This window comes from Streptomyces megasporus, assembly GCF_000718985.1.
Classification (GTDB): domain Bacteria; phylum Actinomycetota; class Actinomycetes; order Streptomycetales; family Streptomycetaceae; genus Streptomyces; species Streptomyces megasporus.
Genome location: NZ_JODL01000001.1, coordinates 26,810 through 53,519, shown reverse-complemented (window position 1 = coordinate 53,519; position 26,710 = coordinate 26,810). Strand labels below are relative to the sequence as shown.

The window sequence follows — 26,710 nt, the reverse complement described above, 5'->3', positions numbered from 1 at the left end:
GCTATGACTGACACGCCGCACGCGCCGAACCCCGCGCCCCGCCTCCGCGTCCTCGCCGCCATGTCCGGTGGGGTCGACTCCGCCGTCGCCGCCGCCCGTGCGGTGGAAGCGGGCCACGACGTCACCGGCGTCCACCTCGCCCTGTCGGCGAACCCGCAGTCCTTCCGCACCGGAGCCCGCGGCTGCTGCACGATCGAGGACTCCCGCGACGCCCGCCGCGCCGCCGACGTCATCGGCATCCCCTTCTACGTGTGGGACCTCGCCGACCGCTTCCGCCAAGACGTGGTGGAGGACTTCATCGCCGAGTACGAGGCGGGCCGCACGCCCAACCCGTGCCTGCGCTGCAACGAGAAGATCAAGTTCGCGGCGCTGCTGGACAAGGCCCTGGCGCTGGGCTTCGACGCGGTGTGCACCGGCCACTACGCCACCGTCGTGGTCCGGGAGGACGGCACCCGCGAGCTGCACCGCGCCGCGGACCTGGCCAAGGACCAGAGCTACGTCCTGGGCGTGCTCGACGACAAGCAGCTCGCCCACGCCATGTTCCCCCTCGGCGACACCCCCACCACCAAGGAGGAGATCCGCGCCGAGGCCGAGCGCCGCGGGCTGGCCGTGGCCCGCAAGCCCGACAGCCACGACATCTGCTTCATCGCCGACGGCGACACCCAGGGCTTCCTGGCCAGGCACCTGGGCACTGCCGAGGGCGACATCGTCGACGAGGACGGCAACAGGCTCGGCACCCACTCCGGCGCGTACGGCTTCACCGTCGGGCAGCGCAAGGGGCTGCGCATCGGCCACCCGGCCCCCGACGGCAAGCCGCGCTACGTCCTGGACATCTCCCCGGTGGACAACACCGTCACCGTCGGCCCGGCCTCCTCCCTGGACGTGGTCGCCCTGACCGCCATCCGCCCCCGCTGGTGCGGCGCCCCGCCCACCGGCCCCGGCGCCTACACCGCCCAGCTCCGCGCCCACGGCGGCGAGACGCCGGTGACGGCGGAGCCGGTGGACGGCTCGGACGGCCCCGAGCTGCGGGTGACCTTCACCGAGCCGGTCCGCGGCGTCGCCCCGGGGCAGGCGATCGTCCTCTACGACGGCACCCGCGTCGTCGGCTCGGCCACCATCGCCACCACCGAGCGTCGGGGCAAGGTTGCCGTCAGTTGAATCCGACGTTCCTGTAGCGCTGTCCCGAGCGGGGTCTTGGGCTGTCCGGCGCGGGTGACCCGTACAGACAAGCCCGAGGCGGTCGCCGGAGAACCGTCTCGCGAGGAGGACGGCCGAGCCGACCGGGCCGAGCTCCGCGGGTGTGGACGCACTCCCGTTCAGGGGCCGAAAGCCCTGAGAGTCGCGTCGACAAGTGAGTCGGCGTATGCGGCGGTCAGTGGACCGCTGCGGTGCAGCCACCGCTGGAAGAGGGGGGCGTAGAGCACTTCGAGGACCAGGTCGAGGTCGGCGTCGGCGTCGAGTTGGCCGGCCTTCTGAGCGCTGCGCAAGCGCGCTTTCTTCACCTCGTCCAGCGGCCGGGCCAGCTTCTCGCGGTACTCGGCCGCCAGCGCTGCATCGTTGGCGATCTCGGTGTTGAGGGCCCGGATCAGCCTGTCGAAGGACGGGTCGGCGAACTCCTCCACCGTGGCACGCATGACGAGCTTGAGGTCGGCCTCCAGGTCGCCCGTGTCCGGCAGCGCGACCGACTGCCCGTCCGCATCCTCACTCAGTGCCAGCAGGGCGGCGAAGACGACCGCGCTCTTCGACGGCCACCGCCGATAGATCGTCTGCTTGCCGACGCCGGCACGGGCGGCGATGGCCTCGATCGTGACCTTCTCGTACGCCTCCTCCGCGACCAGGGCGCGGGTGGCCGCGAGGATCGCCTGCCGGGACCGTTCTCTGCGCCGGGAGTGGTCCGGACCCTTCGTGTTCGACATGCGCCCAGCCTACCCCTGAACAAAACGAGACGGTCCGTATTGCAAGGCTTCGAGTGATGCCCTAGAGTCGCAACGAACCGAGACGAGCCGTTTTCTTTACTGAGAGTGAGATGTCATGACGAACGCAAGAGTCTGGCTCATCACCGGCGCATCCCGCGGCCTGGGCAGGGCTTTCGCCGAGGCCGCCTTGGCGGGCGGCGATCGAGTGGTGGCCGCCGCCCGCGACGTCGAGCCCCTGGAGGAGCTGACCGAGAAGTATCCCGGCCGCCTGGTCCCGCTTCCGTTGGACGTCGCCGACCGTCAGGGCGTGTTCGACGGGGTGGAGCGGGCGGCAGCCGCGTTCGGCAGGCTGGACGTCGTCGTCAACAACGCCGGTGTGATGCTTTACGGCATGGTGGAGGAAGCCACGGAGGAGCAGATCCGGGCGCACATGGATGTGAACTTCTTCGGCGCCGTGTGGGTGGCTCAGGCGGTCCTTCCGCACCTGCGCGCCCAAGGCGGGGGACGGCTCCTCCAGATCACCTCGATGGGCAGCGGCGGCGGCATGGCCACCGTCGGCTTCTACGGCGCGGGCAAGGCCGCGCTGGACTCGGTCAGCGAGGCGCTGGCGATGGAGGTCGAAGGGTTCGGCATCAAGGTCACCGTCGTGCAGATGGGCGGCTACGACACCGGCCTGTTCACCACCGGCACCACGACCACCGAACCCCTGGAGTGGTATCAGCCCCTGCGCACCGAGATGGAGGCGATGTGGGGCGACGCCGTCGCCCCGGAGCCGGTCACCGCCGCTCCGGTCATCATGGAGCTGGCCGCACTGCCGGACCCGCCCCGACGGCTGATCGTCGGCAGCCGGTCCTTCGATCACGTCTTGGAGATGGGCCGGGCCCAAGCGGATCTGTACCGGTCCTGGGAGCACCTCAGCCGGATCGCCCCGGGCTGACAAGGTCCCGCGGACCGCGTCGACGCCCTTGCGGCCACGGCCGGACCATGATCCGGGTCAGTGGTTGCCGCCGATGTCCGTTCGGACACTCCCGAGGGCCGCCCTGACTCGTCACCGTGCCGGGGCTCCCGACGGTGGGGCGACGGCCCATCGCCCTGACCGTCGGGCCGGGGTGGCGAATCAGACCATGGTGACGACGATCTTGCCCATCGCGCCCGCGGTGAAGGCCTCGAACGCCTCGACGGCCCGGTCCAGGGGATAGGTGGCGGTCACCGGGACCCGGATCGTGCCCGAGGCCACGTCGGCGGCCAGCCGGTCCAGCGTCGCCCTGTTCGGCCGCGCCACCACCGCGTGCGCGGTGACGGACTGGTCCCCGACGTTGTCCGGACCCAGGCCGAGCGTGGAGGCGATCCGTCCGCCCGCGCGCAGCAGACTGGCCAGCAGCAGGCCGTCGCCGGCCAGGTGCAACGCCGTGTCCACGCCCTTCGGGGCGGCCTCGCGGACCTGCCAGGCCACGTCGTCGGTGTAGTCGATCAGACGCAGCTCCGCGTCCGCGTCCGTCAGGGAGGTGATGAACTCGCTCTCGGCGCCCGGCCGGGCGGTCGCGATCAGCTTCGCGCCGCGCGCCGCCGCGTACTGCACGGCGAACGTCCCGACGCCGCCCGACGCCCCCGAGATCAGCAGCGTCTCACCCGGTCGCACGGCCACGGCGGTCACGCAGTCCCAGGCGGCGGTACCGGCCAGACCCAGCGCCGCCGCGTCCGCCGCGGCCAGACCGGCCGGGACGTGGGTGACGCCGTAGTCGGCGGACACGGTCCCGTACTCGGCGAGCGAGCCGGCGCCCTCGAACGGCTTCGTCACCACCCCGAAGACCGCGTCCCCGACCTGGAAGCCCCGCACGCCCGCGCCCAGGGCGTCGACGGTGCCGACGAAGTCCTTGCCGAGCACCAGGGGGAAGCGGTGCTTCTCCACCTCCAGGAACGTGCCCGCGGCGGTCTCGGCGTCGAGACCGTTGAGGGAGGCGGCGGCCACCCGCACCAGCAGTTCGCCCGCCTCGGGACGGGGCGTCTCGACCTCGGTCACGGCCGGGGTGGAGGGGACGGAGTCCAGTGTCAGGGCACGCATGGAGACCACCATAAGTGGATTTATGGCGTTTCGCCCGATTCCTTGGTGCTGGAGTGGTACGGGAGCGGGGGCGTTCTCACGGTGGGCCGTCCGCCGTGTGGGTCATCCCGAGTTCGGCGGTCGCCGTCACCGGTCGTGCCGGGGCACTACTCCGCGAGACGGTCGAAGGCTCCATCCTTCACCCCTCGCAGGAGAGCGCGGAAGGCGGCGCGGTCGGCGGTGAGGGCGCGGGCGGGGTCGGTGCTCTCGCGTATGGCTATGCCGTCGCCGTCGGCGGCCACCTCCACGCAGTTGTTGCCGCCCGCTTCGGAGAAGGACGACTTGGTCCACACGAGTTCGGGCATGGCCGGCACCTCTCACAGGTCTCTGACGATCGCGTTGATGAAGTCCCTCGACGCCTCGGGAGCCAGCGCGACTTTCTCGATCAGGTCCAAGCGGGTTCGGAAGTTGGCCAGTTGCGTTGGCGAGTCGATGAACACCGCGCCGGTGGGCGAGTCCATGTGCACGGTATCAAGGCGCGGGTTCGGTGCCTCCGCGTAGAGAACGGAGTCCCCGGCCATCGGAAACCCGCCGGCCTCGAACGGGATCACCAGGAAAGTGACGTTGTCGCGGTCGCTCTCCTCCAGCAGGCGGTTGAGCTGTGCTCGGGTGGCCTTCCTGCCGCCGAACCGCATCCTCAGCGCGGCCTCGTGGATGACGCCCACGTAGGGGACCGCCCTGTCGCCGGTGACCACGGCCTGTCGCGCGAGGCGATGCGCCACGCGCAGCTCCACTTCGAGACGCGGCAGCGGCGGAACGAAGAGTTCGAAGATCGCCCTCGCGTGGTCCTCGGTCTGGAACAGGCCCGGGAGGTGAGCGGTCTGGACCGTGCGCAATCGCACCGCGTAGTGCTCGATCTCGGACACGTCGAGGAAGTCCGGCGGGATCTTGCCCCGGTACTCCTCCCACCAGTGCACCCTCCGACCTCCGGTCATCCCGGCCAGGGTGTCCACGAGTGCCTGGTCGGCGCACTCGTAGATGCTCGCCAGGCGGCGCAGACGCTCCTCGCTGATTCCGAAACGTCCGGCTTCGATGTTGGAGATCATCGTCCGGCTCGTCCCCAGCAGGCCGGCCGCGGTCTCCGCGGACATGCCGGTTTCCTCGCGCAGCCGCCTCAACTCGGCGCCGAACCGGCGTTGGAGGACCGTCGGGGTCTGTCGTGGTGCCATGTGCTCTCTCCTCGTCCGCGCACAGTCTGCCGACGGTCGGTGCGGCGGTCCACAAGATCACCGACGGTTAACTCGTTCTGATTACTTCGGTAGCACGGGTTATGAAAATGCCTCTACGGTGAGGCACCACACCACCGCGCCGTACCGCCCAGCGCGCAGCGGAAGCGCACCGTTCGTCCTGTCCGGGAGGGCGAAACGGCAGGCCACCGCCCCGTGCCCCCACCGTGACGCGATCGCACGGCGCGATCGACACCCATCTCGCCGGAGGAACCGCGTGAGCACGCCTCTTCTGTCGCCGATCCCGTTCGACCACCCTTGGGAGTACGAACTGCGCTTCCCCCGCGACCCGCGCGGTCCCGGGGTCGCCAGAACCACCCTGCGCGCCGTGCTGACCGCTCACGGACTCCACGAACTCGCCTACCGCGCCGAGTTGTTGACCTCCGAGTTGGCCACCAACTCCGTCCGGTACGCCGAGCACGCCCCCGCCGTACGGCTCCAGTGGCTCTACCCCGTCCTCCGCGTCAGCGTGTGGGACGCCGATCCGAAGATCCCCTCGCCCGTCTCGCCTCCACCGCCGCCCGACCGGGAGCGCGGACGCGGGCTGCTGATCCTCGACGTGCTCGCCGACCGGTGGGGCGGCTGCCCGGACGCCGGCGACCTCGCGGAGAAGGGCGCACCGGGCGGCAAGACCGTCTGGTTCGAACTGGCCTGGGGCGAGCCACCGCCCTCACCCGTGTCCGTGACCGTCGCGTGAGAGGGCGCGGGCTCACATCCGGCGGTGCGGCAGGAAGTCCAGCAGCGTCCGCAGGTCGCCCAGCGGTCGCGGGGCCAGCGGCACCGACTCCAGGCAGGCGTGCGCCTCGGCGAGCCGGTGGCGTGCCTCGGCCCGCGCGGCCGAGCGGCCACCCGCCTCCTCGATCAGCGTGGCCGCCGTGCGGACGCCCTCGGGATCGAGGGCGTCCTCGGCCTCCAGGAGTTCGGCGAGCCGCCGGGCGGCCGGGCTGTCCGCGCTCAGGGCGGCCAGCACCGGCAGCGTCTTCTTACGGCGGCGCAGGTCGCCGTGCGCGGGCTTTCCCGTGACGCGGGGGTCGCCCCAGACGCCCAGGACGTCGTCCACGATCTGGAAGGCGACGCCCAAGTGCCGGCCCGCCCGGTCCAGTGCCGCGACGGTCTCCTCGGGCGCCCCGGCGAGCAGGGCGCCCAGCGCGCCGGCGCAGCCCAGCAGGGCTCCCGTCTTGTGCTCGGCCATCGCCCGGTACTCGTCGGGCCGCACCGCCTCGGGGCCCCGCCAGGGGCGCGACTCGAACAGCAGGTCGTCGGCCTGACCTCGCACCAGATCGGTCAGGGAAGCCGCCAGCAGCCGGACGGCCGCCGGAGCGTGGACGCCCTCCGCGCCGGCCAGCGTCTCCACCGCGAGGGCGAACAGCGCGTCGCCCGCCAGCACCGCCGGGCCCGTCCCGTACGCCTTCCACACCGTGGGGCGGCGCCGCCGGGTCGCGTCGCCGTCCATGATGTCGTCGTGGAGGAGGGAGAAGGTGTGCACCAACTCCACCGCGACCGCGCCCGCCGCACCCGCCTCGCCGGGGGCGCCGACGGCCTCGGCACCGAGCACGGCCAGCGCCTGCCGCAGTCCCTTGCCCGTCGCGCCGGAGGCGGGCGCGCCGCCCACCTCGCACCAGCCCAGGGCGTACGCGGCCATCTCGGCGGGCCACGGGTGCAGCCGCTCGACGGCCTTCTCCAGCACGGGCCGCACCAGAAGCCGGCAGCGTTCCAGGACGTCCGGGGCCGTGGGCTGGACCGTGGGCGTGCCGCCGGCCGTCGAGTCCGCCGAGTGCGCCGAGTCCGCCGTGACCGGCCCCGTCGGGCCCGTCGAGGTCACCGAAGCCGCCGCCGTCACCGCCCGGACTCCGATCCCGCGGTCCGGTGCTCTATGCCCAGCTCCTCGTACGCGGCCGACACCATGCGCCGGGAGTGCCGCAGCCCGATCCGCTCCAGGTCGCGGGCGAGGGCGGCCAGGTCGGCGGCGGTCTCCGCGCGGTCGCGGCCCAGTCGGGCCAGGGACTTGACCAGCCCCAGCCGGGCGAGCGCCTCGCCCCTGGGCTCGTCCATCTCCCGGAACTCCGCGAGGGCCCGCTCGTACGTCGCGTGGGCCTCGTCCCAACGGGCGGCGCGGTACAGGACGTTGCCCCGCATCTTGCGGTTGTAGGCGAGCGCGCCGACCAGATGCATCTCCCGGCAGGTCGCCTCGGCCTCGCTCAGCAGCTCCAGGGCGCGGTCGGTGTCCCCGTCGCGGGCGGAGACGATGTCGGCCAGGCCGCGCAGGGCCCAGGCGTGGCCCCGCCGGTCGTCGGCCCGCGCGGCTATCTCGGCCGCCTCGGCGAACATCGCGTACGCCGAGTCGTACGAGCCGTTGTTGCGGTGCATCTGCGCGATGCCCTCCAGTGCCCACACCGTGTGCCGCGCCTCGCCCCGCTCGCGCGCCTCGGCCAGGAGCTGTTCGTGCAGCGCGCCCACGGCCTCGTAGTCGCCCTGGATGCGTCCGGTCTCCGCCAGGCCCGCGAGCGAGTACCCGCGTGCCACGACGTCCCCGCCCCGCTCGCCGAGTTCGGCCGCGAGGGCGAGCAGCCGCCGGGAGAGGGCCAGAGCGCCGCGCTGGCGGGCCAGGGTGCCGCCGCTCCACAGGGCCCACGCCATGGCGGCGATGTCCCCGGCCGTGCGGGCGGCGCGGTAGCTCGCCTTCCAGGCGCGGTCGGCCTCGGCCACGTTCCCCAGCCTGCGGTGCGCCTCGGCGACCGCCAGCCCGGAGCGGGCCACCTCGGCGGCGGCTCCGTCCCGTTCCGCCGCCCTCAGCCGTTCGGTGCCCGCCGCCAGCACGTCGACCAGGGACGCGTTCACCGACAGTGTGGTCAGGGCGCCCTGGTACTCGGGGGCGAATGCCTTGCCGTACATGCTGCCTTTCCTTCCGCCGCCGGACGGGTGGGACGAGCGGGAGTCGCCTTTCGCGTCCCCGTCCGGACGGCACGTGTGCCGTGCGCGTATACGCCACGTGTATACGCGGAGTGTATAGCTGGGTGGGCGGGCCCGCCGAACCCCTGGAGGACGTGGGCCGGTCCGTTGATCATTCCCGCGGGGGACAGGACGTGTGCCGCGCGGAACAGGTTGCTCCCGCCTCGGAGACCCGCGGTGCGGGAACGCACTCGTTCGGAGCAGTGGGGAAGTGCGACGGGGCCGTCCCGCCCATACTGGCGCCACGGCTCGCCATCCGAGCCACACGGAGGTGCCCATGCGAACCGCGACCCCCTCCCGACTCACCCGGAACCGCGCCGCCCTCGCCCACAAGGCGCGCTACGCGCTCCACCACCCCGAGCGAATCCCCGCCCACCTGCGCCGGGCCGCCCGGGACGCCTGGCTGTGGGCGAGGCACCGCGACCACATCGCGTACTACCGGGCCGTGATGGCCTCCGACGCCGCCCGCAGCCCCGAGGCGGCGGTCGGCGGGAAGGCGTCCCCCGAGCGCTGGGAGGCGATCGGGCGGATGCAGTTCGACTACCTCGTCGGGCACGGTCTGCGGCCGGAGGACCGGATGCTGGAGATCGGCTGCGGCAACCTGCGGGCGGGTCGGCTGTTCATCGACCACCTGGAGCCGGGCCACTACTACGGAATCGACATATCGCCCCACATCCTCGTCGAGGCCCAGCGGACCCTGGTGCGCCACGGCCTCCAGGACAAACTGCCCCACCTGGCGATCGCCGACGACCTGACCTTAGACTTCCTGCCCGACGGACACTTCACCGTCGTCCACGCCCACAGCGTCTTCTCCCACTCGCCGCTGCACGTCATCGACCAGTGCCTGGAGAACGTGGGACGGATCCTCGCGCCCGGCGGCTTCTTCGACTTCACCTTCGACCGCACCGAGGGCCGCGAACACCACGTGCTGCGCGAGGACTTCTACTACCGCACCGAGACGCTGACCGACCTCGCGGCCAGCCACGGACTCGAAGCGCGCTTCATGGACGACTGGGAACGGCTCCCGCACGGCCAGTCCAAGATCCGCGTCACCCACCCGGTGCCGGCGCCGGCCTCGGACCCCGCACCGGGAGGAGGCGCGAGCGCGGGCGTGCCGGGCTGAGGCACGCCGGGAAGCCGTCCGCGCTCCGGGTGCTCCGGGTGCTCCGGGTGCTCCGGGTGCTCCGGGTGACGGAGCCGGTGACGCGGACGGGCCCGGTTCACCGCGCGGGCGCCGGCGCCGGAGCGCCGGTGTCCGCGCCCTGGGGGTCGCCGCCCGCCAGCAGGGTGCCCAGGCCCTCGCGGGTGGCGGCGACCACCACGCGGTCGCCGGCCGTCATCAGGTAGCCGTCGTGCAGCCGCCAGGCCAGATCGCCGGTGAGGGTGTACGTCCGGGAGTCGGACGGGAAGGCGGTCAGGTCGGCGCGGCGCCGGTCGGGCGGCGCGGTGTCCAGGGCCACGATCCGCCAGGCGCCGCGCCGGGACGCCTCGCCGACGGTGTGGCCCTCCAGCAGCCGGTTGCCCTCCACCGACACCACGGCGAAGACCAGCACCCGACGGCCGACCGGTATGGCGCCCAGCACCTGACGTCCCATCATGGCGCCGGCGAAGGCCGGGGCGGCCAGCGCCGACACGCTGCGGCTGTGGGTCTGCGCGGCGGGGTAGGTGTCGCGCAGGGTGCGGTAGACGGTGGCGGCGAACTCGTCGTCGAACAGGCGCATCACCACCCGCAGGCCGGGGTTGACCTGGCGGGCGTAGAGGGTGGCCTCCAGGTTGGTGCCGCTGTCGCTGGTGAGGGCCAGCAGCGCCCGGCTGCGGGCGATCCCGGCCTCCTCCAGCACACCGCCCTCGGTGACGTCCGCGATCAGGGTCGGCACCCGCCGCGCGCGGGCCACGGCGATGCCGCGGGCCTCGGGGTCGCGCTCGATGCACACCACCGGAATGCCCATCTCCAACAGTCGGTCCAGCACGCGGGTGCCGACCTTGCCCAGCCCCAGCAGGACGACGTGCCGCTCGATGCGGCGCGGCGGGGGCGGCAGGGTGGCCGCCTGGCGGAAGGTGCCGTAGCTCTCCAGCACCACGGCGAACAGCAGCGGCAGCAGCGCCGTCCCGGCGATGGCGCCCGTCAGTTGCAGGAGCTGCTCCCCGGTGGACTCCCCGACGGCCGGATCGTTGATCGACAGGACGTTGAGCAGCGTGACGTAGGCGGCGTGCAGGGGGAGTTCGCGGGTGACGTACCAGTTGGCCGCGGCCAGCAGCACCACCACGGCGGTGAACGCGATCAAGGAGACGCGCAGCCGCCGGGAGAAGAAGGTGCCCACCGGCAGCCGGGGGACGCGGGTGGGGACGCCCGGCCCGCCGGGGCGGTGGGTGATCGCCTCCAGCACGACCGCGCCGCGCTCGGGCGGCAGGTCCTCCAGTTCCAGGGGATCGGGGAGCAGGATCGGGCCGTCGTGGTCCTCGGGATCGGTGTAGACGTCGCCCTCGTCGGAGTCCGGGGCGTCGGGCAGCAGCGCGAGGGTGCACAGCGGATCGCGCCGGTCGGCGGTGCCGATGGTGCGCTCCTTGGCCCGCAGCAGCAGCCCGTCCGCCTGGATGATCTTCTCGCTGCCGACCACCGCCGCCGCCACCAGGGAGGGCGCGGCGGTGTCGGCGTCGGACAGGACGGTGGTGGAGGCGTCCACGGCCGGCTGGTCCATGCCGGGGACGCGGGCGGCGATCGTCCGGTCGAGGAGGTCCTCCAGGTAACTGCCCAGGGTGCGGTTGAACATCCGGATGACCAACCGCAGTTCGGGGTTGATGCGGCGGGCGCGCAGCGCGGTGTGGATGTTGATCTGGTCGTCGCCGGAGGTCAGCGCCAGGGCGGTGGCGTGCTCGATGCCGGCCGCGCGCAGGGCGTCGTCGTCCGGCACCTGGGCCTCCACCGCCCGCACGTCCAGCCGCGGATCGCCGACCAGCGCGGCGATCTGCGGTCCCTGGTCGCCGCCGCGCAGCGAGGGCAGCACCACGGTGACCCGCTGCCGGTAGACGGAGGCGAGCTCCCGCACCAGCCGCTGGGCCAGGGAGTTGTCGCCGCAGACGACCATGTGGCCGGCCCGCGCGGACGTGGTGGGCACGGTGGGCACCGGGCGACGGTCGGGGAAAGGAGAGCGGGGGCGTGGCGGGGTGGAGTCGGCCATGAGCCGCATTGGACCACGACGAGCGGCGCCGTGCCCGACGCACGGGACGACGGGTGGGACGATGGAGTTCATGGGAACGCATGTGATCACCGGGGCGGGCTCCGGCATCGGGGCCGTGCTCGCCGAGCGGCTGAGCGAACGCGGCGACGAGTTGTGGCTGCTGGCGCGGAACGCGAGACGCGCGAGGGAACTGGCCGAACGCTTTCCCGGCGCCCGCACCCTCGTCGGGGACCTGGCCGAGCCCGAGCGCCTGTCGTGGGCGCTGTCCCACCAGGAACCGCCGCGGGAGGTGGACTCCCTGCTGCACGTCGCCGGGGTGGTGGACCTCGGCCCGATCGGGGAGCTGACGCCGAAGATCTGGAACGCCACCCTGGCGGCCAACCTGGTCGGCCCGGCCGAGCTGACCCGGCTGCTGCTGCCGCAGCTCCGCCTGGCGCGCGGCCACGTGGTCTTCGTCAACTCCGGCGCCGGCCTGAACGCGAACGCCGACTGGGGCGCGTACGCCGCCAGCAAGCACGGGCTGAAGGCGCTCGCCGACTCGCTCCGCGCCGAGGAGAAGGCGAACGGGGTGCGCGTCACCTCCGTCTACCCCGGCCGCACCGCCACGCCGATGCAGGCCAAGGTGCACCGGCAGGAGGGCAGGGAGTACGACCCGGAGCGCTGGATTCCGCCCGAGGCGGTGGCCGACACGATCCTGACGGCCCTCGACCTCCCCACGAGCGCCGAGATCACCGATCTGAGGGTGAGGCCGGCGGCGTGAGCGAGCACGTGTGGGGGCGGGCCGCCGCCACCGGGATCGGGTCGATGCCCGGCACGGACGTCCGGGAGGCGGTGCGGGTCGTCACCGGCGTCCTCGGGGAGTTCCCGTACCTTCCGGAGCTGCCCGCGCGCGGCCCCGGCGCGGACATGATCGGACGGACGGCCGGACTGCTGGTGGAGCTGTACGCCCGCCTGGAGCCCAGCGGTTGGCGGGTCGGCGACGCCCCGGGGCGCGACACGCGGCGCGCCCGCTCCTGGCTGGGCGAGGACCTGGACGCCCTGGAGGAGTTCACCCAGGGGTACACCGGGGCGCTGAAGGTCTCCGTCGTGGGGCCGTGGACGATGGCGGCCTCGCTGGAGCGCCGCGGCGGCGAGGCGATGCTCGGCGACGCCGGCGCCTGCCGCTACCTGGCCGAGTCCCTGGCCGAGGGGGTGCGCGAGCACCTGGCCGAGGTGCGGCGCCGGGTGCCGGGCGCGACGGTGGTCCTCCAGCTCGACGAGCCGTCGCTGACCGCGGTGCTGACCGGGCGGGTGCCCACCGCCAGCGGGTACCGCACCCACCGGGCGGTGGACCGGGCCGTCGTGGAACAGGCCCTGCGGCAGGTGATCGAGGCGGCCGGGGAGGCGACCGGGGGCGCTCCCGTGGTGGTGCACTCCTGCGCGCCCGGCGTGCCCTTCGCGCTGCTGCGGCGGGCGGGCGCCGGCGCGATCTCCTTCGACGTCTCCCTGATCACGGAACGTGACGACGAGGCGATCGGCGAGGCGGTCGAGGGCGGCACGGCACTGTTCGCGGGCGTCGTGCCCGCCACGGGGACGTCCTCGGGGGCGTTGTCGGACCCTGCCGGTAGCGTCATGCCCGTCAGGACGCTGCGGCGCAGACTGGGGCTGTCGCCGGAGCTGCTCGCGCGGTCGGTGGTGGTCACCCCGGCCTGCGGGCTGGCGGGCGCCTCCCCCGCGTACGCGCGGGCCGCGCTCGAGCACTGCGTCCGGGCCGCACGGTCGCTCGAAGACGACCCCGAGTAACGGGAGGCTGGTTTCGTGGAGATGAAAAGCCCGGACAGTACGGTGCGCGAGAGGCACGCGCGGCTGGCTCAGGAGATCGAGGAGCACCGTTTCCGGTACTACGTGACCACGCCCGTCGTCAGCGACGCCGAGTTCGACGCCCTGATGCGCGAGCTGCAGGCGCTGGAGGCCGAGTATCCGGAGCTGGCCACGCCCGACTCGCCGAGTCAGAAGGTGGCGGGCGAGTACGAGACGGAGTTCACCTCCGTCGAGCACCGCGAGCGGATGCTGTCGCTGGACAACGTCTTCGACGAGGCGGAGCTGGACGGCTGGGCCGACCGGATCGCGCGCGAGCTGGGCGACGTCCCCCACCACTTCCTGTGCGAGCTGAAGGTGGACGGGCTCGCGGTCAACCTGACGTACGAGCGCGGCAGGCTGACCCGCGCCGCGACGCGGGGCGACGGGCGCACCGGTGAGGACATCACGCCCAACATCCGCACCGTCGCGGACGTCCCCGAGCGGCTGCGCGGCGAGCGGATCCCGGAGCTGGTGGAGATCCGCGGCGAGGTGTTCATCCCCATGGAGCGCTTCGAGGAGCTGAACGCGCGGCTGGTCGAGGGGGGCAAGCCGGCGTTCGCCAACCCGCGCAACGCGGCGGCCGGTTCGCTGCGCCAGAAGGACCCCAGGGTCACCGCCGAGCGCCCGCTGCACATGGTGGTGCACGGCATCGGCGCTCGGGAGGGCTTCGACATCGACCGGCTGTCGCACGCGTACGAGCTGCTGCGCGAGTGGGGGCTGCCGACCTCCCCGCACGCCAGGGTGGTCGGTTCCATGGCGGAGGTGCGGGAGTTCATCGCGCACTACGGCGAGCGCCGCCACTCGGTGGAGCACGAGATCGACGGGGTCGTCGTCAAGCTGGACGAGATCCCCCTCCAGGGGCGGCTGGGCTCCACCTCCCGGGCGCCGCGCTGGGCGGTGGCCTGGAAGTACCCGCCGGAGGAGGTCAACACCAGGCTGCTGGACATCAAGGTGAGCATCGGCCGCACCGGACGGGCCACGCCGTTCGCCGTGGTGGAGCCGGTGACGGTGGCGGGCTCCGAGGTGGAGTTCGCCACCCTCCACAACCAGGACGTGGTGAAGGCCAAGGGCGTGCTGATCGGGGACACCGTCGCGCTGCGCAAGGCGGGCGACGTCATCCCCGAGATCCTGGGCCCGGTGGCCGACCTGCGGGACGGCAGCGAGCGGGAGTTCGTGATGCCCGCCGACTGCCCCGAGTGCGGCACCCCGCTCAAGCCCGCGAAGGAGGGCGACGTCGATCTGCGCTGCCCCAACTCCCGTTCCTGCCCGGGCCAGTTGCGTGAGCGTCTCTTCTACCTCGCGGGCCGCAAGTGCCTGGACATCGAGCACTTCGGGTATGTGGTGGCCACCGCGCTCACCCAGCCGTTGGAGCCGGCCGAGCCGCCGCTGAGGGACGAGGGCGACCTGTTCGGGCTGACCCTCGAACAACTGCTGCCCATCAAGACGTACGTCCTGGACCCGGACAGCGGTCTGCCCAAGCGGGACCCGAAGACGGGCGAGGAGAAGGTCGTCACCCTCTTCGCCAACCGCGAGGGCAAGCCGAAGAAGAACACCCTGGCCATGCTGGAGAACATCGAGGCGGCCAAGCAGCGACCGCTGGCCCGGGTCATCACCGGCCTGTCGATCCGTCACGTCGGCCCGGTGGCGGCCGAGGCGCTGGCCCGGGAGTTCCGCTCGCTGGACCGGATCGCCGCGGCCTCCGAGGAGGAGTTGGCGGCCACCGAGGGGGTCGGCCCGACCATCGCCGCCTCGCTCAAGGCGTGGTTCGCCGAGGAGTGGCACCGCGAGATCGTCGAGAAGTGGCGGGCCGCCGGGGTCCGGATGGAGGAGGAGGGCGGCGACGAGGGTGGGCCGCGCCCGCTGGAGGGCGTCACCGTCGTCGTCACCGGAACCCTCCGCTCGTACACGCGGGATGGCGCGAAAGAGGCCCTCCAGAGCCGAGGCGCGAAAGTGACCGGTTCTGTATCGAAGAAGACCGGATTCGTTGTGGCGGGTGACAGTCCTGGATCGAAGTACGACAAGGCCTTGCAGTTGAAGGTGCCCATCCTGGACGACGACGGGTTCGCGGTCCTCCTCGAGCAGGGGCCCGACGCCGCACGGGGCGTGGCCGTCCCGGCCGCGGAAGCCTCCGAGGAGCAGACGGCGGAGTAGAACGGCGGATTCCCTTCACACCGTCAAGATCCCCACACGACAGTGGCGTTGGGAGTGGCGTTGGGAGTGATGTCACCGAACCGCGCGGCGCTTATCAGACGGATGCGAGCGACCGGTCGGCATTCGGGCAACCCCGATCGATCACTGCCCCTGACGGCCGTCCGCGCCCTACTGTTGATGGGGTGCGCCTGCCGTGGCGTGGGCACCGACGGCTGTGAGAGGGACGCGCATGCAGCGAAAACCCCGGGACCGGGGACAGCAGTGGCTCCGCCACGGTCATCCGCAGGCCCCGCCGGGCGACGGCTCCGACGCCGTGCCCCGGCTGCAGCGCGTCCTCTCCCTGGAGGTGCCCTGGCTGGCCCGCGCCGTGGTCGTGGCGGCCGGCGCCGCCCTGGTCATCGGGCTCTGGCGGGCGGCCTCCAGGGGGCACGCGCTCTTCCCCAACGGCGTGGAGGGTTGGTCCTTCGCCCTCCTCACCGGCCTCATCGTCGGGCACCTGGTGGCGCTCGGACGCGACCGCTGGTGGGGTGGCACCGGCTCCGGCGCCGCCCTCACCATGGCCATCCTGCTGCTGTACGGCTGGACGTCCGCCGTCCTGGTCAGCCTCGCCGTCGTGGTGCTGGTCGGCGCGGCCCGGCGGCACAGTTGGCGCCAGGCCCTGCGGAACGGGGCGGTGGACATCCTCGGCATCGGCTTCTCCGCCCTCTGCCTCGCCCTCTTCGGCACCCGTCCCACGGTGGAGCACCCCTGGACGCCGGCCGACTGGAGCCCGAGCGCGCTCCCCGAGATCCTCCTCGCGGCCTTCGTCTACCTGCTGGTCACCCGGGGCCTGCAGTGGTACGTCACGGCCTCGCGGCAGGACGGGCTGCCCACCGTCGCCCGCACCGCCCTGGTGCGGCAGGGGCTGGTCGCGGTCGCCCTCCTCGGCATCTCCCCGCTGATCGTCGTGGTCGCCGTCCACATGCCGCTGCTGCTGCCGCTGTTCTCCGTGCCGCTGGTCGCGCTCGACTCCGCCCTGTGGATCGCCCGCGCCCGCGCCGAGGAACAGCTCCGCGACCCGCTCACCGGCCTCGCCAACCGCCAGTGGCTCCTGGAGCGCACCTGGTCCGCCCTGGACGAGGCCGACCGGCTGGGCGCCCGCTCGGCCCTCGTCCTGATCGACCTCGACCGGTTCCGCTCGGTCAACGACACGCTCGGCCACCTGGCGGGCGACCGGCTGCTGCTCCAGATCGCCGACCGGCTGCGGACGGCCCTGCCCCACGGCGCCGAGGTGGCCCGGCTCGGCGGCGACGAGTTCGCCGTCCTGCTGCCGCTGGCCGACTCGCCCACCAGCGCCCAGCGCGTCGCCCGCGCGCTCGTCTCCGCGCTCGGCTCGCCGCTCGATCTGGACGGGCTGACCCTGGAGTTGGAGGCCAGCGCGGGGGTCGCGGTCTTCCCCGACCACGCCGGCGAGGCCGAGGGCCTGCTGCGCCGCGCCGACGTCGCGATGTACCAGGCCAAGCGCGACCGCAGCGGCGTCGAGGTCTACGAGGCCACCCGCGACGGCAACACGCCCGACCGACTGGGCCTCCTGGGCGACCTGCGCCGGGCCCTGGACGCGGGCGAGGTGGAGCTCCACTACCAGCCCAAGGTCGCCTTCGACGGTTCCGTCTCCGGTCTGGAGGCCCTGGTCCGCTGGGTGCACCCGGAGCGGGGCAGGGTTTCCCCGGACGAGTTCATCGCCATCGCCGAGACCTCCGGCCTGATGCCCCGCCTGACCGACTACGTGCTGGAGACGGCCCTCGCCCAGGTCGCCCACTGGCGCTCCCAGGGCCTGACCGTGCCGGTCGCCGTCAACGTCTCGCCCCGCGACGTCCACAGCCCCGGCTTCGCCGGCTCCGTCGCCGCCCGGCTGGCCCGGCACGGCGTCCCCGCCGCGGCGCTGCAACTGGAGATCACCGAGCACGTCCTGCTGGAGGACCCGCAGCAGGCCGCGGACACCCTGGCCGCGCTCACAGGCCACGGCGTGCGGATGTCCCTGGACGACTTCGGCACCGGCTACTCCTCGCTGGTGCACCTGCGACGGCTGCCGGTGAGCGAGCTGAAGATCGACCGCTCCTTCGTGGCCCGGCTGGCGGTGGACGCCGAGGACGCCGAGATCGTGCGCTGCACGGTCGACCTCGCGCACTCCCTGGGCCTGCTCGTCGTCGCCGAGGGCGTGGAGGACGACGAGACCTGGGAGCGCCTGCGCGACCTGGGCTGCGACGCGGTGCAGGGCTGGCTGGTCTCCGCCGCGATGCCCCCCGCGGAGGCCACCTCCTGGCTGCGGGCGCGCGACGGCGTCCCGCCGGCGGCGGAGAAGACGACGCCCGCGCTGCCGCGCCGCTGCGGCGAGGACGGCGCCCGCCGCTCCCACGGACAGCCCGCGCGGTAGGCCCGCCGGCCCCACGAGGAGACCCCGGGATGAGGTCCGGGGAGGAGATCCGGGGAGGACCGGGGAGGAAGGCGCCGCGCCGGCCCCTCGCGGCCCGGTGCGGCGGCGCTGTGCGCCCACGGCTCCGAGCGCCATAGGATTGGGGCGGACCGCAGAAAGAGTCCGTCAAGCCCCGAAAGATCCACCACTCACCCCGAGGAATCGCTGCATGCCTGGCATCACGCGCGAGGAGGTCGCCCACCTCGCCCGGCTGGCGCGTCTGGAGCTGAAGGACGAAGAGCTCGACCACTTCGCCGGACAGCTCGACGACATCATCGGCGCGGTCGCCCGCGTCTCCGATGTCGCCGACGAGGACGTACCGCCGACCTCCCACCCGCTGCCGCTGACCAACGTCATGCGTCCGGACGAGGTCCGTCCGTCGCTGACCCCCGAGCAGGCGCTCTCCGGCGCCCCGGCCCAGGAGCAGCAGCGTTTCAAGGTGCCGCAGATCCTGGGGGAGGAGTGACCGACGTGACCAACACCAGTGACCTGACCAGGCTCACCGCCGCCGAGATCGCCGAGCGGATCGCCTCCGGCGAGACCAGCGCCGTGGAGGTGACCGAGGCCCACCTCGCCCGGATCGAGGCCGTGGACGAGAAGGTGCACGCCTTCCTCCACGTGGACCGCGAGGGTGCGCTGGCCCGCGCCCGCGCCGTGGACGCCAAGCGCTCGCGCGGCGAGAAGCTCGGCCCGCTGGCCGGCGTCCCGCTGGCGCTCAAGGACATCTTCACCACCGAGGGCGTCCCCACCACGGTCGGCTCCAGGATCCTGGAGGGCTGGATCCCGCCCTACGACGCCACGGTCACCAGGCGGCTCAAGGCCGCCGACGTGGTGGTGCTGGGCAAGACCAACATGGACGAGTTCGCCATGGGCTCCTCCACCGAGAACAGCGCCTTCGGCCCGACCGGCAACCCGTGGGACCTCACCCGCGTCCCCGGCGGCTCCGGCGGCGGCTCCTCGGCGGCCCTGGCCTCGTACCAGGCCCCGCTGGCCATCGGCACGGACACCGGCGGCTCCATCCGCCAGCCCGCCGCCGTCACCGGCACCGTCGGCGTCAAGCCGACCTACGGCGCCGTCTCCCGCTACGGCATGGTCGCCTTCTCCTCCTCCCTGGACCAGGGCGGCCCCTGCGCCCGCACGGTGCTGGACGCGGCCCTGCTGCACGAGGTGATCGCCGGACACGACCCGATGGACTCCACCTCCATCGACGCCCCCGTCCCGCCGGTGGTCGAGGCCGCCCGGAACGGGAACGTCGAGGGCATGCGCGTCGGCGTGGTCAAGGAGTTCTCCGGCGAGGGCTACCAGGCCGGGGTCGTGCAGCGCTTCAACGAGTCGGTGGAGCTGCTGCGCGAACTGGGCGCCGAGGTCGTCGAGATCTCCTGCCCGTCCTTCGACAAGGCGCTCGCGGCGTACTACCTGATCGCCCCCTCCGAGTGCTCCTCGAACCTGGCCCGCTTCGACGCCATGCGCTACGGCCTGCGGGTCGGCGACGACGGCGGCCACTCCGCCGAGGAGGTCACCTCCCTCACCCGCGAGGCCGGCTTCGGCCCCGAGGTCAAGCGCCGGATCATGCTGGGCACCTACGCGCTGTCCTCCGGCTACTACGACGCCTACTACGGCTCCGCCCAGAAGGTGCGCACGCTCATCAAGCGCGACTTCGAGGCCGCCTTCGGACAGGTGGACGTGCTGGTCTCCCCGACCACCCCCACCACCGCCTTCCCCATCGGCGAGCGGGCCGACGACCCGATGGCCATGTACCTGGCGGACCTGTGCACCATCCCGACCAACCTGGCGGGCAACGCGGCCATGTCGCTGCCGTGCGGCCTGGCGCCCGAGGACGGGCTGCCGGTGGGCCTGCAGATCATCGCCCCCGCCATGGCCGACGACCGGCTGTACCGTGTCGGAGCCGCGGTCGAGGCCGCCTTCCGGGCACGGTGGGGGCACCCGATCCTGGAGGAGGCACCCGCGCTGTGAGCACCCTGAAGAAGGCCAAGGGGTTCAAGAAGAGCAAGCCCGGCCTGTACCTGTCCATCGGCACCTCGCTCTTCGGCATCTTCGGAGTCGTCAAGCAGATCCAGCTCGCCCGGCGGGAGAGCGACAAGCTGCAACTCCTGGACGCCGTCGTCTCCGGGGCCGCGGTCCTCACCAACGCCGCCGTCCTCGTCCGCGAGCTGCGCCGCCTGGACATCGACGACGTCCTCGCCGACGACTGACCGCAGCGCCTGAAAGGTTTGGCTTTCCGTGACTGTCACTGAACTGGTGTCGTACGAGGACGCGCTGGCCTCCTACGACCCCGTCATGGGCCTGGAGGTCCATGTCGAGCTGGGCACCAGGACCAAGATGTTCTGCGGCTGCTCCACAGCGCTGGGCGCCGAGCCCAACACGCAGACCTGCCCCGTCTGCCTCGGCCTGCCGGGCTCCCTGCCGGTGGTCAACGCCACCGCGGTGGAGTCCACCATCCGGATCGGCCTCGCGCTGAACTGCGAGATCGCCGAGTGGTGTCGGTTCGCCCGGAAGAACTACTTCTATCCGGACATGCCGAAGAACTTCCAGATCTCCCAGTACGACGAGCCGATCGCCTTCAACGGTTACCTGGACGTCCAGTTGGAGGACGGCGAGGTCTTCCGCGTGGAGATCGAGCGCGCCCACATGGAGGAGGACACCGGCAAGTCCACGCACATCGGCGGCGCCACGGGCCGCATCCACGGAGCCTCGCACTCGCTGCTGGACTACAACCGGGCCGGCATCCCCCTGGTCGAGATCGTCACCAAGCCCATCGTCGGCGCCGGGGAGCGCGCGCCCGAGGTGGCCCGGGCGTACGTCGCCGAGCTGCGCGAACTCATCCGCGCCCTCGGGGTCTCCGAGGCCCGGATGGAGATGGGTCAGATGCGCTGCGACGTCAACCTGTCGCTGCGGCCGCACGGCACCGAGACGTTCGGCACCCGATCGGAGACCAAGAACGTCAACTCGCTGCGCAGCGTCGAGCGGGCCACCCGCTTCGAGATCCAGCGCCACGCCGCCGTACTGGACGCGGGCGGGAAGATCGTCCAGGAGACCCGCCACTTCCACGAGGACACCGGCAGCACCACCTCCGGCCGCGTCAAGGAGGAGGCGGAGGACTACCGCTACTTCCCCGAGCCGGACCTGGTGCCCGTCGCGCCCTCGCGGGAGTGGGTGGAGAAGCTCCGGGCCGAGCTGCCCGAACTGCCGCGGGTGCGCCGCAACCGGCTGCGCGAGCAGTGGGGCATCTCCCAGCACGAGATGCAGTCCGTCCTCAACGCGGGCGCCATCGACCTGATCGTCGCCACCATCGACGCGGGCGCCCCGGCCGACCAGGCCCGCAAGTGGTGGATGGGCGAGCTGGCCCGCCGGGCGAACGAGCAGGGCACCGAACTGTCCGCCCTGCCCATCACCCCGGCCCAGGTCGCCCGGGTGTGCGCCCTGGTCGCCGAGGGTTCCCTCAACGACAAGCTGGCCCGCCAGACCATCGAGGGCGTCCTCGCGGGCGAGGGCGAGCCGGACGAGGTCGTGGAGAAGCGCGGTCTGAAGGTCGTCTCGGACACCGGCGCGCTGAGCAAGGCCGTGGACGAGGCGATCGCCGCCAACGAGGCGATCGCCGAGAAGATCCGCGGCGGCAAGGTGCAGGCGGCCGGCGCGCTCGTCGGCGCCGTGATGAAGGCCACCCGCGGCCAGGCGGACGCCGCCCGCGTGCGCGAGCTCATCCTGGAGAAGCTGGGCGTCCAGGGCTGACGCCCCGACCTCCCGCGCGGCCCCCGCATCCGATGGGTGCGGGGGCCGCGCCGTGCCCGGGATCGGTAAGCCCCCCGCCCGGGATCGCCCGGCCGGGGGCTTACCGACCCCGGGCGGGAGCGGGCCCCCGAGCCTCGCTTCCTAAGGCATCCGGCCGCCCGAACATGGGGCATGCTCCCGATGTGACCGCCCCACCTGGGAGACGAAGGTGGAGACGTCCGCCGCCGGCGGACGAGAAACCAAGCGTCGGAACCGGGGGGCCGGAATGTTCGACTATCAGCTACACGGGATGCGCGCCGCCGAACTGCGCAGCGAGGCCGAGCGGGAACGCCTCGCCCGGAAGGCCGCCGTCGCCCGCCGCCGGCGGGGCGGGGAAGAACAGGGCGGGGGGAGCGGAGGGCGGAGGGACACCGCGGGGCCGCGGAACGGGAAGAGCGACGGGAAGTCCGGCCGGTGGGTCCGGACCGCCTGACCGATGTGATCCGGACGGCACGACGGGCACCGGTGGAATCCGGTGCCGCGCCGTCCGACTCCTGTGCGATGCTCGGCGCCGTGGACAGTGCCAGAGTCAGCCCGGTGTTCGTCGGTCGCGGGGACGAACTGACCGTTCTCCTCGACGCGCTCGCGCGTGCCGCCCAGGGCGAACCGCAGGCGGTCGTGGTGGCGGGGGAGGCCGGGGTCGGCAAGACACGGCTGCTGGAGGAGTTCCTGAACGCCGCCCGCGCGGACGGCGCGGTCGCGGCCGTCGGCGGATGCGTCGAGATCGGCGCCGACGGCCTGCCGTTCGCGCCGATCTCCACCCTGCTGCGCTCCCTCCACCGTCAACTCGGCCGGGAGTTGACGGCCGCCGCCGCGGGCCAGGAGGGCGAGTTGGCCCGTCTCCTGCCCGAACTGGGGGAGACCACCCGCGAGTGGCACGAGGAGGACGGTCGGGCCCGACTGTTCGAACTCACCGCCCGACTGCTGGAGTCGCTCTCGAAGGAACGCACCCTCGTCCTCGCCGTCGAGGATCTGCACTGGGCCGACCGCTCCACGAGGGAACTGCTGGCGTACCTGTTCCGCTCCCTCGACCGCGCCCGGCTGGTCCTCGTCGCCGGCTACCGCTCCGACGACATCCACCGCCGCCACCCGCTGCGCCCCTTCCTCGCAGAGCTGGACCGGCTGCGGACCGTCCGCCGGATCGAGTTGCCCAGGCTCAGCCGGGAGGAGGTGCGGGCGCAGATCGCCGGCATCCAGGGGGTGGAGAACCCCGAACCCGAGTTGGCGGAGCAGGTCTTCGAACGTTCCGAGGGCAACCCCTTCTTCGTGGAGGAGCTGACGGTCGGCGGCACCGCCTGCGGCATCAGCGACTCGCTGCGCGACCTGCTGCTGGTGCGGGTCGAGGCGCTGCCGGAGACCTCCCAACAGGTGGTCCGGATCGCCGCCGAGGGCGGTTCCGCGGTGGAGCACGCCCTGCTCGCCGCGGTGGCGCGGCTGCCCGAGGACGAGCTGATCGAGGCGCTGCGGGCCGCGGTGGGCGCCAACATCCTCGCCCCCACCCAGGACGGCGACGGCTACCGCTTCCGACACGCGCTGGTGCGCGAGGCCGTCTCGGAGGACCTGCTGCCCGGCGAACGCGTCGGCCTCAACCGCCGCTACGCCCAGGCGCTGGAGGCGGACCCCGCCCTCGTCCGCACCGACGAGCGCGCCGCCCGACTGGCCAGCCACTGGTACGCGGCGCGCGACGTGCCCAGGGCGCTGCCCGCCGTCCTGGACGCGGCCGCCGTCGCCCGACGGCGCTACGCCTACGCCGAACAGCTCCGGCTGCTGGACCGGGCGCTGGAGCTGTGGGAGGACGCCGACGCGGCCACTCGCCGCGCCCTGCCACCCACCGAGCACGCCGAGATGTACCCGGCCTGCGACTGCGAGGACGAGGCGCTGCGCCACCTCGACCTGTTGGCCGCGGCGGTGACCGCCGCCCAGCTCTCGGGGGAGCGCAAACGGGCGCTGGCCGTCGTCAGACGGGCCCTGCGGATGCTGGACGAGAAGCGGGAACCGCTGCGGGCGGCCTGGTTCTGGACCCAGCGCTCCAAGCTCGCGCAGAGCACCGGCCAGGGTGACGGCTGGGAGGAGCTGGCCCGGGCCCGGGACCTGGTGCGCGGGCTGCCGCCCTCCCCGGTGCACGCCGAGGTGATGGCCTTCGCCGCCGCCTGGGAGTCCGTCCACGACGCCGGACCGGAGGCCTTCACCACCGCGCAGCGCGCGGTGGAACTGGCCTCCCTGGTGGGCGCCGGGAGCATCGAACTGCACGCCCGACTCACCCTGGGCGGCCTGCGGGTCTTCTCGGGCGACGTGGACGCCGGGCTCGCCGAGATGGCCGAGGTCGCCCGGTGCGTGGTGGAGCGGGGAGAGGTGGGCGTCATGGGACGCTGCCACGTCAACCTCTCGTCCGCGTTGGAGGGGGTGGGCCGCTCCGAGGAGGCCGTGGAGGTGGCCGAGGAGGGGCTGCGGGTCGCCCACCGCTTCGGACTCCAGGACACCAGGGCGTGGCTCCAGAGCAACATGGCCGAGTCACTGGTCGCCCTGGGACGCTGGGAGGAGGCCGACGCCGCGCTGGCCGCCACGCGCAAACTGGCGAGCGGCGCCAGGCCGCGCGGTTCGGCCGCGCTCAAGAGCGCCCACCTCGCCCTCCGCCGGGGCCGTGTCGACCTGGCCGCCCGGGAGCTGGCCGAGGCGTGGAAGCACCACGGCACGCACGACCCGCAGCCGCAGTACACGATCCCGCTCGCCCGTCTGGAACTGGAGATCGAGGCGGCGCGCGGCCGACCGCTCCACGCCCGACGCGTGCTGGAGGAGGCGCTGGACCGCGGCTTCCCGCTCTCCACCGAACGGTACGCCTGGCCGCTGCTGTCCTCCGCGCTGGCGGTCGAGGCGGACACGCGCGGACTGCCCGCCGCGGAGCCGGACAGGGAACGCGTCCTGGAGCGGATGTGCCGGGCGGCCAAGGAGTTGCCGCGGCTGATACCGGTGTGGGCGGCCTACGGGCTGATGGTGGACGCCGAGCTGCTGCGGGCCCGGGGGCGGAACGACCCCGACCGCTGGGCCGAGGCGGTGGCCGCCTTCGAGCGGGTGCCGCGGCCCTTCCGGCTGGCCGGGGCGCGGTACCGGTGGGCGGAGGCCCTGCTGGACGCGGGCGGGAGCCGCGAGGAGGCCGCCGACCTGCTGGCGCGGGCGCACGCCACGGCCGTGAGCCTGGGCGCCGTGCCGCTGCGCGAGGGCGTCGAGAGGCTGGCCGGACGGGCCCGCGTCGCCCTCGGCCCCCGGCGCTCCGGGGACACCACGCCGCCCTCGCCGCCGGACGACCCGGTGGAGGCGTTCGGCCTCACCCCCCGCGAGCGCGACGTGCTGCGGCTGGTCGCGGCGGGCCGCAGCAACCGCCAGATCGCCGAGGCGCTGTTCATCTCCCCCAAGACGGCCAGCGTGCACGTCTCCAACATCCTGGCGAAGCTGGCCGTCTCGGGTCGCGGCGAGGCGGCGGCGATGGCCCACCGGCTGCGGCTGGTGGAACCGGCGGACGTCGGTCGCGCGGCGGCCGGCTGATCGGGCGCCGGGAGGAAGGAGGGCCGTCCCCGCTCGACGCCCCACCGGGTCGGGACCGGACGAGAGTCGGGGCAGAGCCGATTCAGGGCCGGCTCAGGGCTGGCTCAGGGCCGGTTCAGGCCGCCGCCCCGGAGGTCGGCTCCCGGTCCGGGACGGACTCCTCCTGCGGCGCCGGACGCGGGGGCCTGATCAGGACATGCCCCGAGGCGAGGTCGATCGGGCCGCGGCCCGGATCGTGGCTGCCCTCCTCCACCCGTGTGTGCTCCAGCCGCCTGCGCTCGTCCTCGGCGTGGCGGCGTCCGGGGGCGAACAACTCCTCGATCAGGTTGAACATCAGCGGACCTCCAGTTTCAGGATGCGGTCGTCGTCCTCGCCGGGCGTACCGCGCGAGTCCGTCTCGCTGGTCACCAGCCACAGCCCGTCGCCGCCGGCGGAGACGACCGTCCGCAACCGCCCGTACTCACCCTCCAGGAACGCCTGGGGTTCCGCCACCTTTTTCACGCCGTCCAGGGGCACGCGCCACAGCCTCTCCCCGCGCAGGCCCGCCATCCACACCGAGCCGTTCGTCACGGCGATGCCGCTCGGGGAGGCGTCGGCGGGCTTCCACTGGGCCACGGGATCGACGAAGCCCTCCTCGCCGGCCTCGCCCTCCACCTCGGGCCAGCCGTAGTTGGCGCCGGGCCGGATCAAGTTGAGCTCGTCCCAGGTGTTCTGGCCGAACTCGGCCGCCCAGAGCCGTTTCTCGGCGTCCCAGGCCAGCCCCTGGACGTTGCGGTGGCCCCAGGAGTAGACGACCGAGTCCGCCTCGGGATTGCCGTGACCCGGAGGCTCGCCGTCCGGCGTCATGCGCAGGATCTTGCCGCCGAGGGACTCCCTGTCCTGGGAGAGGCTCTCGTCGCCGGAGTCGCCCGTCCCCACGTAGAGCATCCGGTCCGGGCCGAAGGCGATCCGGCCGCCGTTGTGGATCATCCCCTTGGGGATGCCCCGGAAGATCGTGCTGGGCGCGCCGAGTTGGCTGCCCTCCTCCTTGTCCTCCTCGTAGAGCATGCGCACGATCCGGTTGTCGGAGGCGCTGGTGAAGTAGGCGTAGACGTGGCGGTCCTCGGCGAAGTCGGGCGAGACGGCGATGCCCAGCAGACCGCCCTCGCCGCCCGGCTCGACCCCGGGCACCGAGCCCAGCTCGGTCGTCTTCCCGCTGTCGGCGTCGACCCGCAGGATCGTGCCCTCGTCCCGCGAGGAGACCAGCAGGTCGCCGTCCGGCAGGGGGGCCAGTCCCCAGGGGGACTTCAGTCCCGTCACGACGGTGTCCACGACCTCCACCGACCCCTTGGCGGGGGCGGGCGAGGCACCGCCGGAGGGCGAGGGGTTCTCGGAGGGGGAGGCGGACCGGTCGGCCGTGGCGCTGGTCCGGTCCGTGGGCTCCCCGTCGCCGTCGGAGGAACAGCCCGCGGCGAACAGGGCGAGCCCGGCGAGGGAGGCGACGGCCGTTCGCAGGGGCAGGGAAGGGCTTCGCACCATCGGGGCGCCTTTCGACAGCTCGCGGTCAGTGGTGTCGTCCGGGACGCCCG

23 protein-coding genes are annotated in these 26,710 nt (G+C 73.1%); 14 read left to right on the top strand and 9 right to left on the bottom strand.

Annotated features, from left to right (window positions below; all coding sequences use genetic code 11):
- Nucleotides 1–3 precede the first annotated feature (3 nt).
- Nucleotides 4–1,158: a tRNA 2-thiouridine(34) synthase MnmA gene (gene mnmA, locus IF47_RS0100210; protein WP_031505723.1), complete on the top strand. Its 1,155-nt coding sequence runs from the start codon at nucleotides 4–6 to the stop codon at nucleotides 1,156–1,158.
- A 158-nt stretch (nucleotides 1,159–1,316) separates the two neighbouring features.
- Here mnmA and IF47_RS0100205 read toward each other — a convergent pair whose 3' ends face one another.
- Complete coding sequence (locus tag IF47_RS0100205) at nucleotides 1,317–1,916, bottom strand: TetR/AcrR family transcriptional regulator (RefSeq protein WP_031505721.1); 600 nt, start codon at nucleotides 1,914–1,916, stop codon at nucleotides 1,317–1,319.
- A 115-nt stretch (nucleotides 1,917–2,031) separates the two neighbouring features.
- Between IF47_RS0100205 and IF47_RS0100200 the strand changes: the two genes are divergently transcribed.
- Nucleotides 2,032–2,853: an SDR family NAD(P)-dependent oxidoreductase gene (locus IF47_RS0100200; RefSeq protein WP_031505719.1), complete on the top strand. Its 822-nt coding sequence runs from the start codon at nucleotides 2,032–2,034 to the stop codon at nucleotides 2,851–2,853.
- A gap of 180 nt (nucleotides 2,854–3,033) precedes the next feature.
- Here the strand turns inward: IF47_RS0100200 and IF47_RS0100195 are convergent, their stop codons facing one another.
- From IF47_RS0100195 to IF47_RS0100185, 3 genes are all read right to left on the bottom strand, one after another.
- Complete coding sequence (locus tag IF47_RS0100195; protein ID WP_031505718.1) at nucleotides 3,034–3,978, bottom strand: NADP-dependent oxidoreductase; 945 nt, start codon at nucleotides 3,976–3,978, stop codon at nucleotides 3,034–3,036.
- A gap of 146 nt (nucleotides 3,979–4,124) precedes the next feature.
- Nucleotides 4,125–4,322: a DUF397 domain-containing protein gene (locus IF47_RS0100190; protein WP_031505717.1), complete on the bottom strand. Its 198-nt coding sequence runs from the start codon at nucleotides 4,320–4,322 to the stop codon at nucleotides 4,125–4,127.
- Nucleotides 4,323–4,334: 12 nt separating this feature from the next.
- Nucleotides 4,335–5,186 (bottom strand): helix-turn-helix domain-containing protein, encoded by an 852-nt coding sequence (locus tag IF47_RS0100185; RefSeq protein ID WP_031505716.1) that lies wholly within the window; start codon nucleotides 5,184–5,186, stop codon nucleotides 4,335–4,337.
- 274 nt (nucleotides 5,187–5,460) lie between these two features.
- Between IF47_RS0100185 and IF47_RS0100180 the strand changes: the two genes are divergently transcribed.
- Nucleotides 5,461–5,940 (top strand): ATP-binding protein, encoded by a 480-nt coding sequence (locus tag IF47_RS0100180; RefSeq protein ID WP_245640941.1) that lies wholly within the window; start codon nucleotides 5,461–5,463, stop codon nucleotides 5,938–5,940.
- A gap of 12 nt (nucleotides 5,941–5,952) precedes the next feature.
- Here IF47_RS0100180 and IF47_RS0100175 read toward each other — a convergent pair whose 3' ends face one another.
- Complete coding sequence (locus IF47_RS0100175; protein ID WP_425423537.1) at nucleotides 5,953–7,065, bottom strand: polyprenyl synthetase family protein; 1,113 nt, start codon at nucleotides 7,063–7,065, stop codon at nucleotides 5,953–5,955.
- Between the two features lie 14 nt (nucleotides 7,066–7,079).
- Nucleotides 7,080–8,135 carry a tetratricopeptide repeat protein gene (locus IF47_RS0100170; RefSeq protein ID WP_031505711.1) on the bottom strand — a complete coding sequence of 352 codons (1,056 nt, stop codon included), beginning with the start codon at nucleotides 8,133–8,135 and terminating at the stop codon, nucleotides 7,080–7,082.
- Between the two features lie 334 nt (nucleotides 8,136–8,469).
- Between IF47_RS0100170 and IF47_RS0100165 the strand changes: the two genes are divergently transcribed.
- Nucleotides 8,470–9,315, top strand: a complete 846-nt coding sequence (locus tag IF47_RS0100165; RefSeq protein ID WP_051716704.1) for a class I SAM-dependent methyltransferase — start codon at nucleotides 8,470–8,472, stop codon at nucleotides 9,313–9,315.
- Between the two features lie 97 nt (nucleotides 9,316–9,412).
- On the opposite strand, the gene IF47_RS0100160 is transcribed toward IF47_RS0100165, so the two are convergent.
- Nucleotides 9,413–11,278 carry an NAD-binding protein gene (locus IF47_RS0100160; RefSeq protein ID WP_051716791.1) on the bottom strand — a complete coding sequence of 622 codons (1,866 nt, stop codon included), beginning with the start codon at nucleotides 11,276–11,278 and terminating at the stop codon, nucleotides 9,413–9,415.
- A gap of 163 nt (nucleotides 11,279–11,441) precedes the next feature.
- Between IF47_RS0100160 and IF47_RS0100155 the strand changes: the two genes are divergently transcribed.
- The 10 genes from IF47_RS0100155 to IF47_RS0100110 all read left to right on the top strand — a co-directional run bounded on the left by IF47_RS0100155 (nucleotide 11,442) and on the right by IF47_RS0100110 (nucleotide 25,142).
- Complete coding sequence (locus IF47_RS0100155) at nucleotides 11,442–12,131, top strand: SDR family oxidoreductase (protein WP_031505707.1); 690 nt, start codon at nucleotides 11,442–11,444, stop codon at nucleotides 12,129–12,131.
- On the top strand, nucleotides 12,128–13,153 hold the full coding sequence (locus IF47_RS0100150; RefSeq protein ID WP_031505705.1) for a methionine synthase: 1,026 nt from the start codon (nucleotides 12,128–12,130) through the stop codon (nucleotides 13,151–13,153). The genes IF47_RS0100155 and IF47_RS0100150 overlap by 4 nt, the downstream gene beginning before the upstream one ends.
- Before the next feature lie 21 nt (nucleotides 13,154–13,174).
- Nucleotides 13,175–15,361, top strand: coding sequence for an NAD-dependent DNA ligase LigA (gene ligA / locus IF47_RS0100145; RefSeq protein ID WP_031505704.1), 2,187 nt, complete (start codon nucleotides 13,175–13,177; stop codon nucleotides 15,359–15,361).
- A 229-nt stretch (nucleotides 15,362–15,590) separates the two neighbouring features.
- Nucleotides 15,591–17,774, top strand: a complete 2,184-nt coding sequence (locus IF47_RS0100140) for a putative bifunctional diguanylate cyclase/phosphodiesterase (protein ID WP_078591446.1) — start codon at nucleotides 15,591–15,593, stop codon at nucleotides 17,772–17,774.
- Between the two features lie 208 nt (nucleotides 17,775–17,982).
- A complete protein-coding gene (gene gatC / locus IF47_RS0100135; RefSeq protein ID WP_031505700.1) occupies nucleotides 17,983–18,279 on the top strand; it encodes an Asp-tRNA(Asn)/Glu-tRNA(Gln) amidotransferase subunit GatC in 297 nt (98 codons plus the stop codon).
- A 5-nt stretch (nucleotides 18,280–18,284) separates the two neighbouring features.
- Entirely contained in the window at nucleotides 18,285–19,787 is a 1,503-nt protein-coding gene (gene gatA / locus IF47_RS0100130) for an Asp-tRNA(Asn)/Glu-tRNA(Gln) amidotransferase subunit GatA (RefSeq protein WP_031505699.1), read from the top strand.
- Entirely contained in the window at nucleotides 19,784–20,026 is a 243-nt protein-coding gene (locus IF47_RS0100125; protein WP_031505698.1) for a hypothetical protein, read from the top strand. The genes gatA and IF47_RS0100125 overlap by 4 nt, the downstream gene beginning before the upstream one ends.
- A 28-nt stretch (nucleotides 20,027–20,054) precedes the next feature.
- Nucleotides 20,055–21,563 carry an Asp-tRNA(Asn)/Glu-tRNA(Gln) amidotransferase subunit GatB gene (gatB, locus tag IF47_RS0100120; RefSeq protein ID WP_031505697.1) on the top strand — a complete coding sequence of 503 codons (1,509 nt, stop codon included), beginning with the start codon at nucleotides 20,055–20,057 and terminating at the stop codon, nucleotides 21,561–21,563.
- Between the two features lie 265 nt (nucleotides 21,564–21,828).
- Nucleotides 21,829–22,035, top strand: coding sequence for a hypothetical protein (locus IF47_RS27335; protein WP_037731657.1), 207 nt, complete (start codon nucleotides 21,829–21,831; stop codon nucleotides 22,033–22,035).
- Nucleotides 22,036–22,103: 68 nt separating this feature from the next.
- On the top strand, nucleotides 22,104–25,142 hold the full coding sequence (locus IF47_RS0100110) for a helix-turn-helix transcriptional regulator (protein ID WP_031505696.1): 3,039 nt from the start codon (nucleotides 22,104–22,106) through the stop codon (nucleotides 25,140–25,142).
- Between the two features lie 115 nt (nucleotides 25,143–25,257).
- On the opposite strand, the gene IF47_RS0100105 is transcribed toward IF47_RS0100110, so the two are convergent.
- Nucleotides 25,258–25,476 (bottom strand): DUF6191 domain-containing protein, encoded by a 219-nt coding sequence (locus tag IF47_RS0100105; protein WP_031505694.1) that lies wholly within the window; start codon nucleotides 25,474–25,476, stop codon nucleotides 25,258–25,260.
- Nucleotides 25,476–26,660, bottom strand: coding sequence for a PQQ-dependent sugar dehydrogenase (locus IF47_RS0100100; RefSeq protein ID WP_031505692.1), 1,185 nt, complete (start codon nucleotides 26,658–26,660; stop codon nucleotides 25,476–25,478). Before IF47_RS0100100 ends, IF47_RS0100105 begins: the two co-directional genes overlap by 1 nt.
- Between the last annotated feature and the right edge of the window lie 50 nt (nucleotides 26,661–26,710).

What these genes read in the sequence shown, in the direction of transcription:
- IF47_RS0100105 (WP_031505694.1), bottom strand. Translation starts at nt 25,476, where the DNA reads ATGTTCAACCTGATCGAGGAGTTGTTCGCCCCCGGACGCCGCCACGCC.
- IF47_RS0100195 (WP_031505718.1), bottom strand. Translation starts at nt 3,978, where the DNA reads ATGCGTGCCCTGACACTGGACTCCGTCCCCTCCACCCCGGCCGTGACC.
- IF47_RS0100140 (WP_078591446.1), top strand. Translation starts at nt 15,591, where the DNA reads ATGCAGCGAAAACCCCGGGACCGGGGACAGCAGTGGCTCCGCCACGGT.
- IF47_RS0100170 (WP_031505711.1), bottom strand. Translation starts at nt 8,135, where the DNA reads ATGTACGGCAAGGCATTCGCCCCCGAGTACCAGGGCGCCCTGACCACA.
- ligA (WP_031505704.1), top strand. Translation starts at nt 13,175, where the DNA reads ATGAAAAGCCCGGACAGTACGGTGCGCGAGAGGCACGCGCGGCTGGCT.
- IF47_RS27335 (WP_037731657.1), top strand. Translation starts at nt 21,829, where the DNA reads ATGTTCGACTATCAGCTACACGGGATGCGCGCCGCCGAACTGCGCAGC.
- mnmA (WP_031505723.1), top strand. Translation starts at nt 4, where the DNA reads ATGACTGACACGCCGCACGCGCCGAACCCCGCGCCCCGCCTCCGCGTC.
- IF47_RS0100160 (WP_051716791.1), bottom strand. Translation starts at nt 11,278, where the DNA reads ATGGTCGTCTGCGGCGACAACTCCCTGGCCCAGCGGCTGGTGCGGGAG.
- IF47_RS0100190 (WP_031505717.1), bottom strand. Translation starts at nt 4,322, where the DNA reads ATGCCCGAACTCGTGTGGACCAAGTCGTCCTTCTCCGAAGCGGGCGGC.
- IF47_RS0100200 (WP_031505719.1), top strand. Translation starts at nt 2,032, where the DNA reads ATGACGAACGCAAGAGTCTGGCTCATCACCGGCGCATCCCGCGGCCTG.
- IF47_RS0100155 (WP_031505707.1), top strand. Translation starts at nt 11,442, where the DNA reads ATGGGAACGCATGTGATCACCGGGGCGGGCTCCGGCATCGGGGCCGTG.
- IF47_RS0100185 (WP_031505716.1), bottom strand. Translation starts at nt 5,186, where the DNA reads ATGGCACCACGACAGACCCCGACGGTCCTCCAACGCCGGTTCGGCGCC.
- IF47_RS0100165 (WP_051716704.1), top strand. Translation starts at nt 8,470, where the DNA reads ATGCGAACCGCGACCCCCTCCCGACTCACCCGGAACCGCGCCGCCCTC.
- gatC (WP_031505700.1), top strand. Translation starts at nt 17,983, where the DNA reads ATGCCTGGCATCACGCGCGAGGAGGTCGCCCACCTCGCCCGGCTGGCG.
- IF47_RS0100100 (WP_031505692.1), bottom strand. Translation starts at nt 26,660, where the DNA reads ATGGTGCGAAGCCCTTCCCTGCCCCTGCGAACGGCCGTCGCCTCCCTC.
- IF47_RS0100205 (WP_031505721.1), bottom strand. Translation starts at nt 1,916, where the DNA reads ATGTCGAACACGAAGGGTCCGGACCACTCCCGGCGCAGAGAACGGTCC.
- IF47_RS0100110 (WP_031505696.1), top strand. Translation starts at nt 22,104, where the DNA reads ATGCTCGGCGCCGTGGACAGTGCCAGAGTCAGCCCGGTGTTCGTCGGT.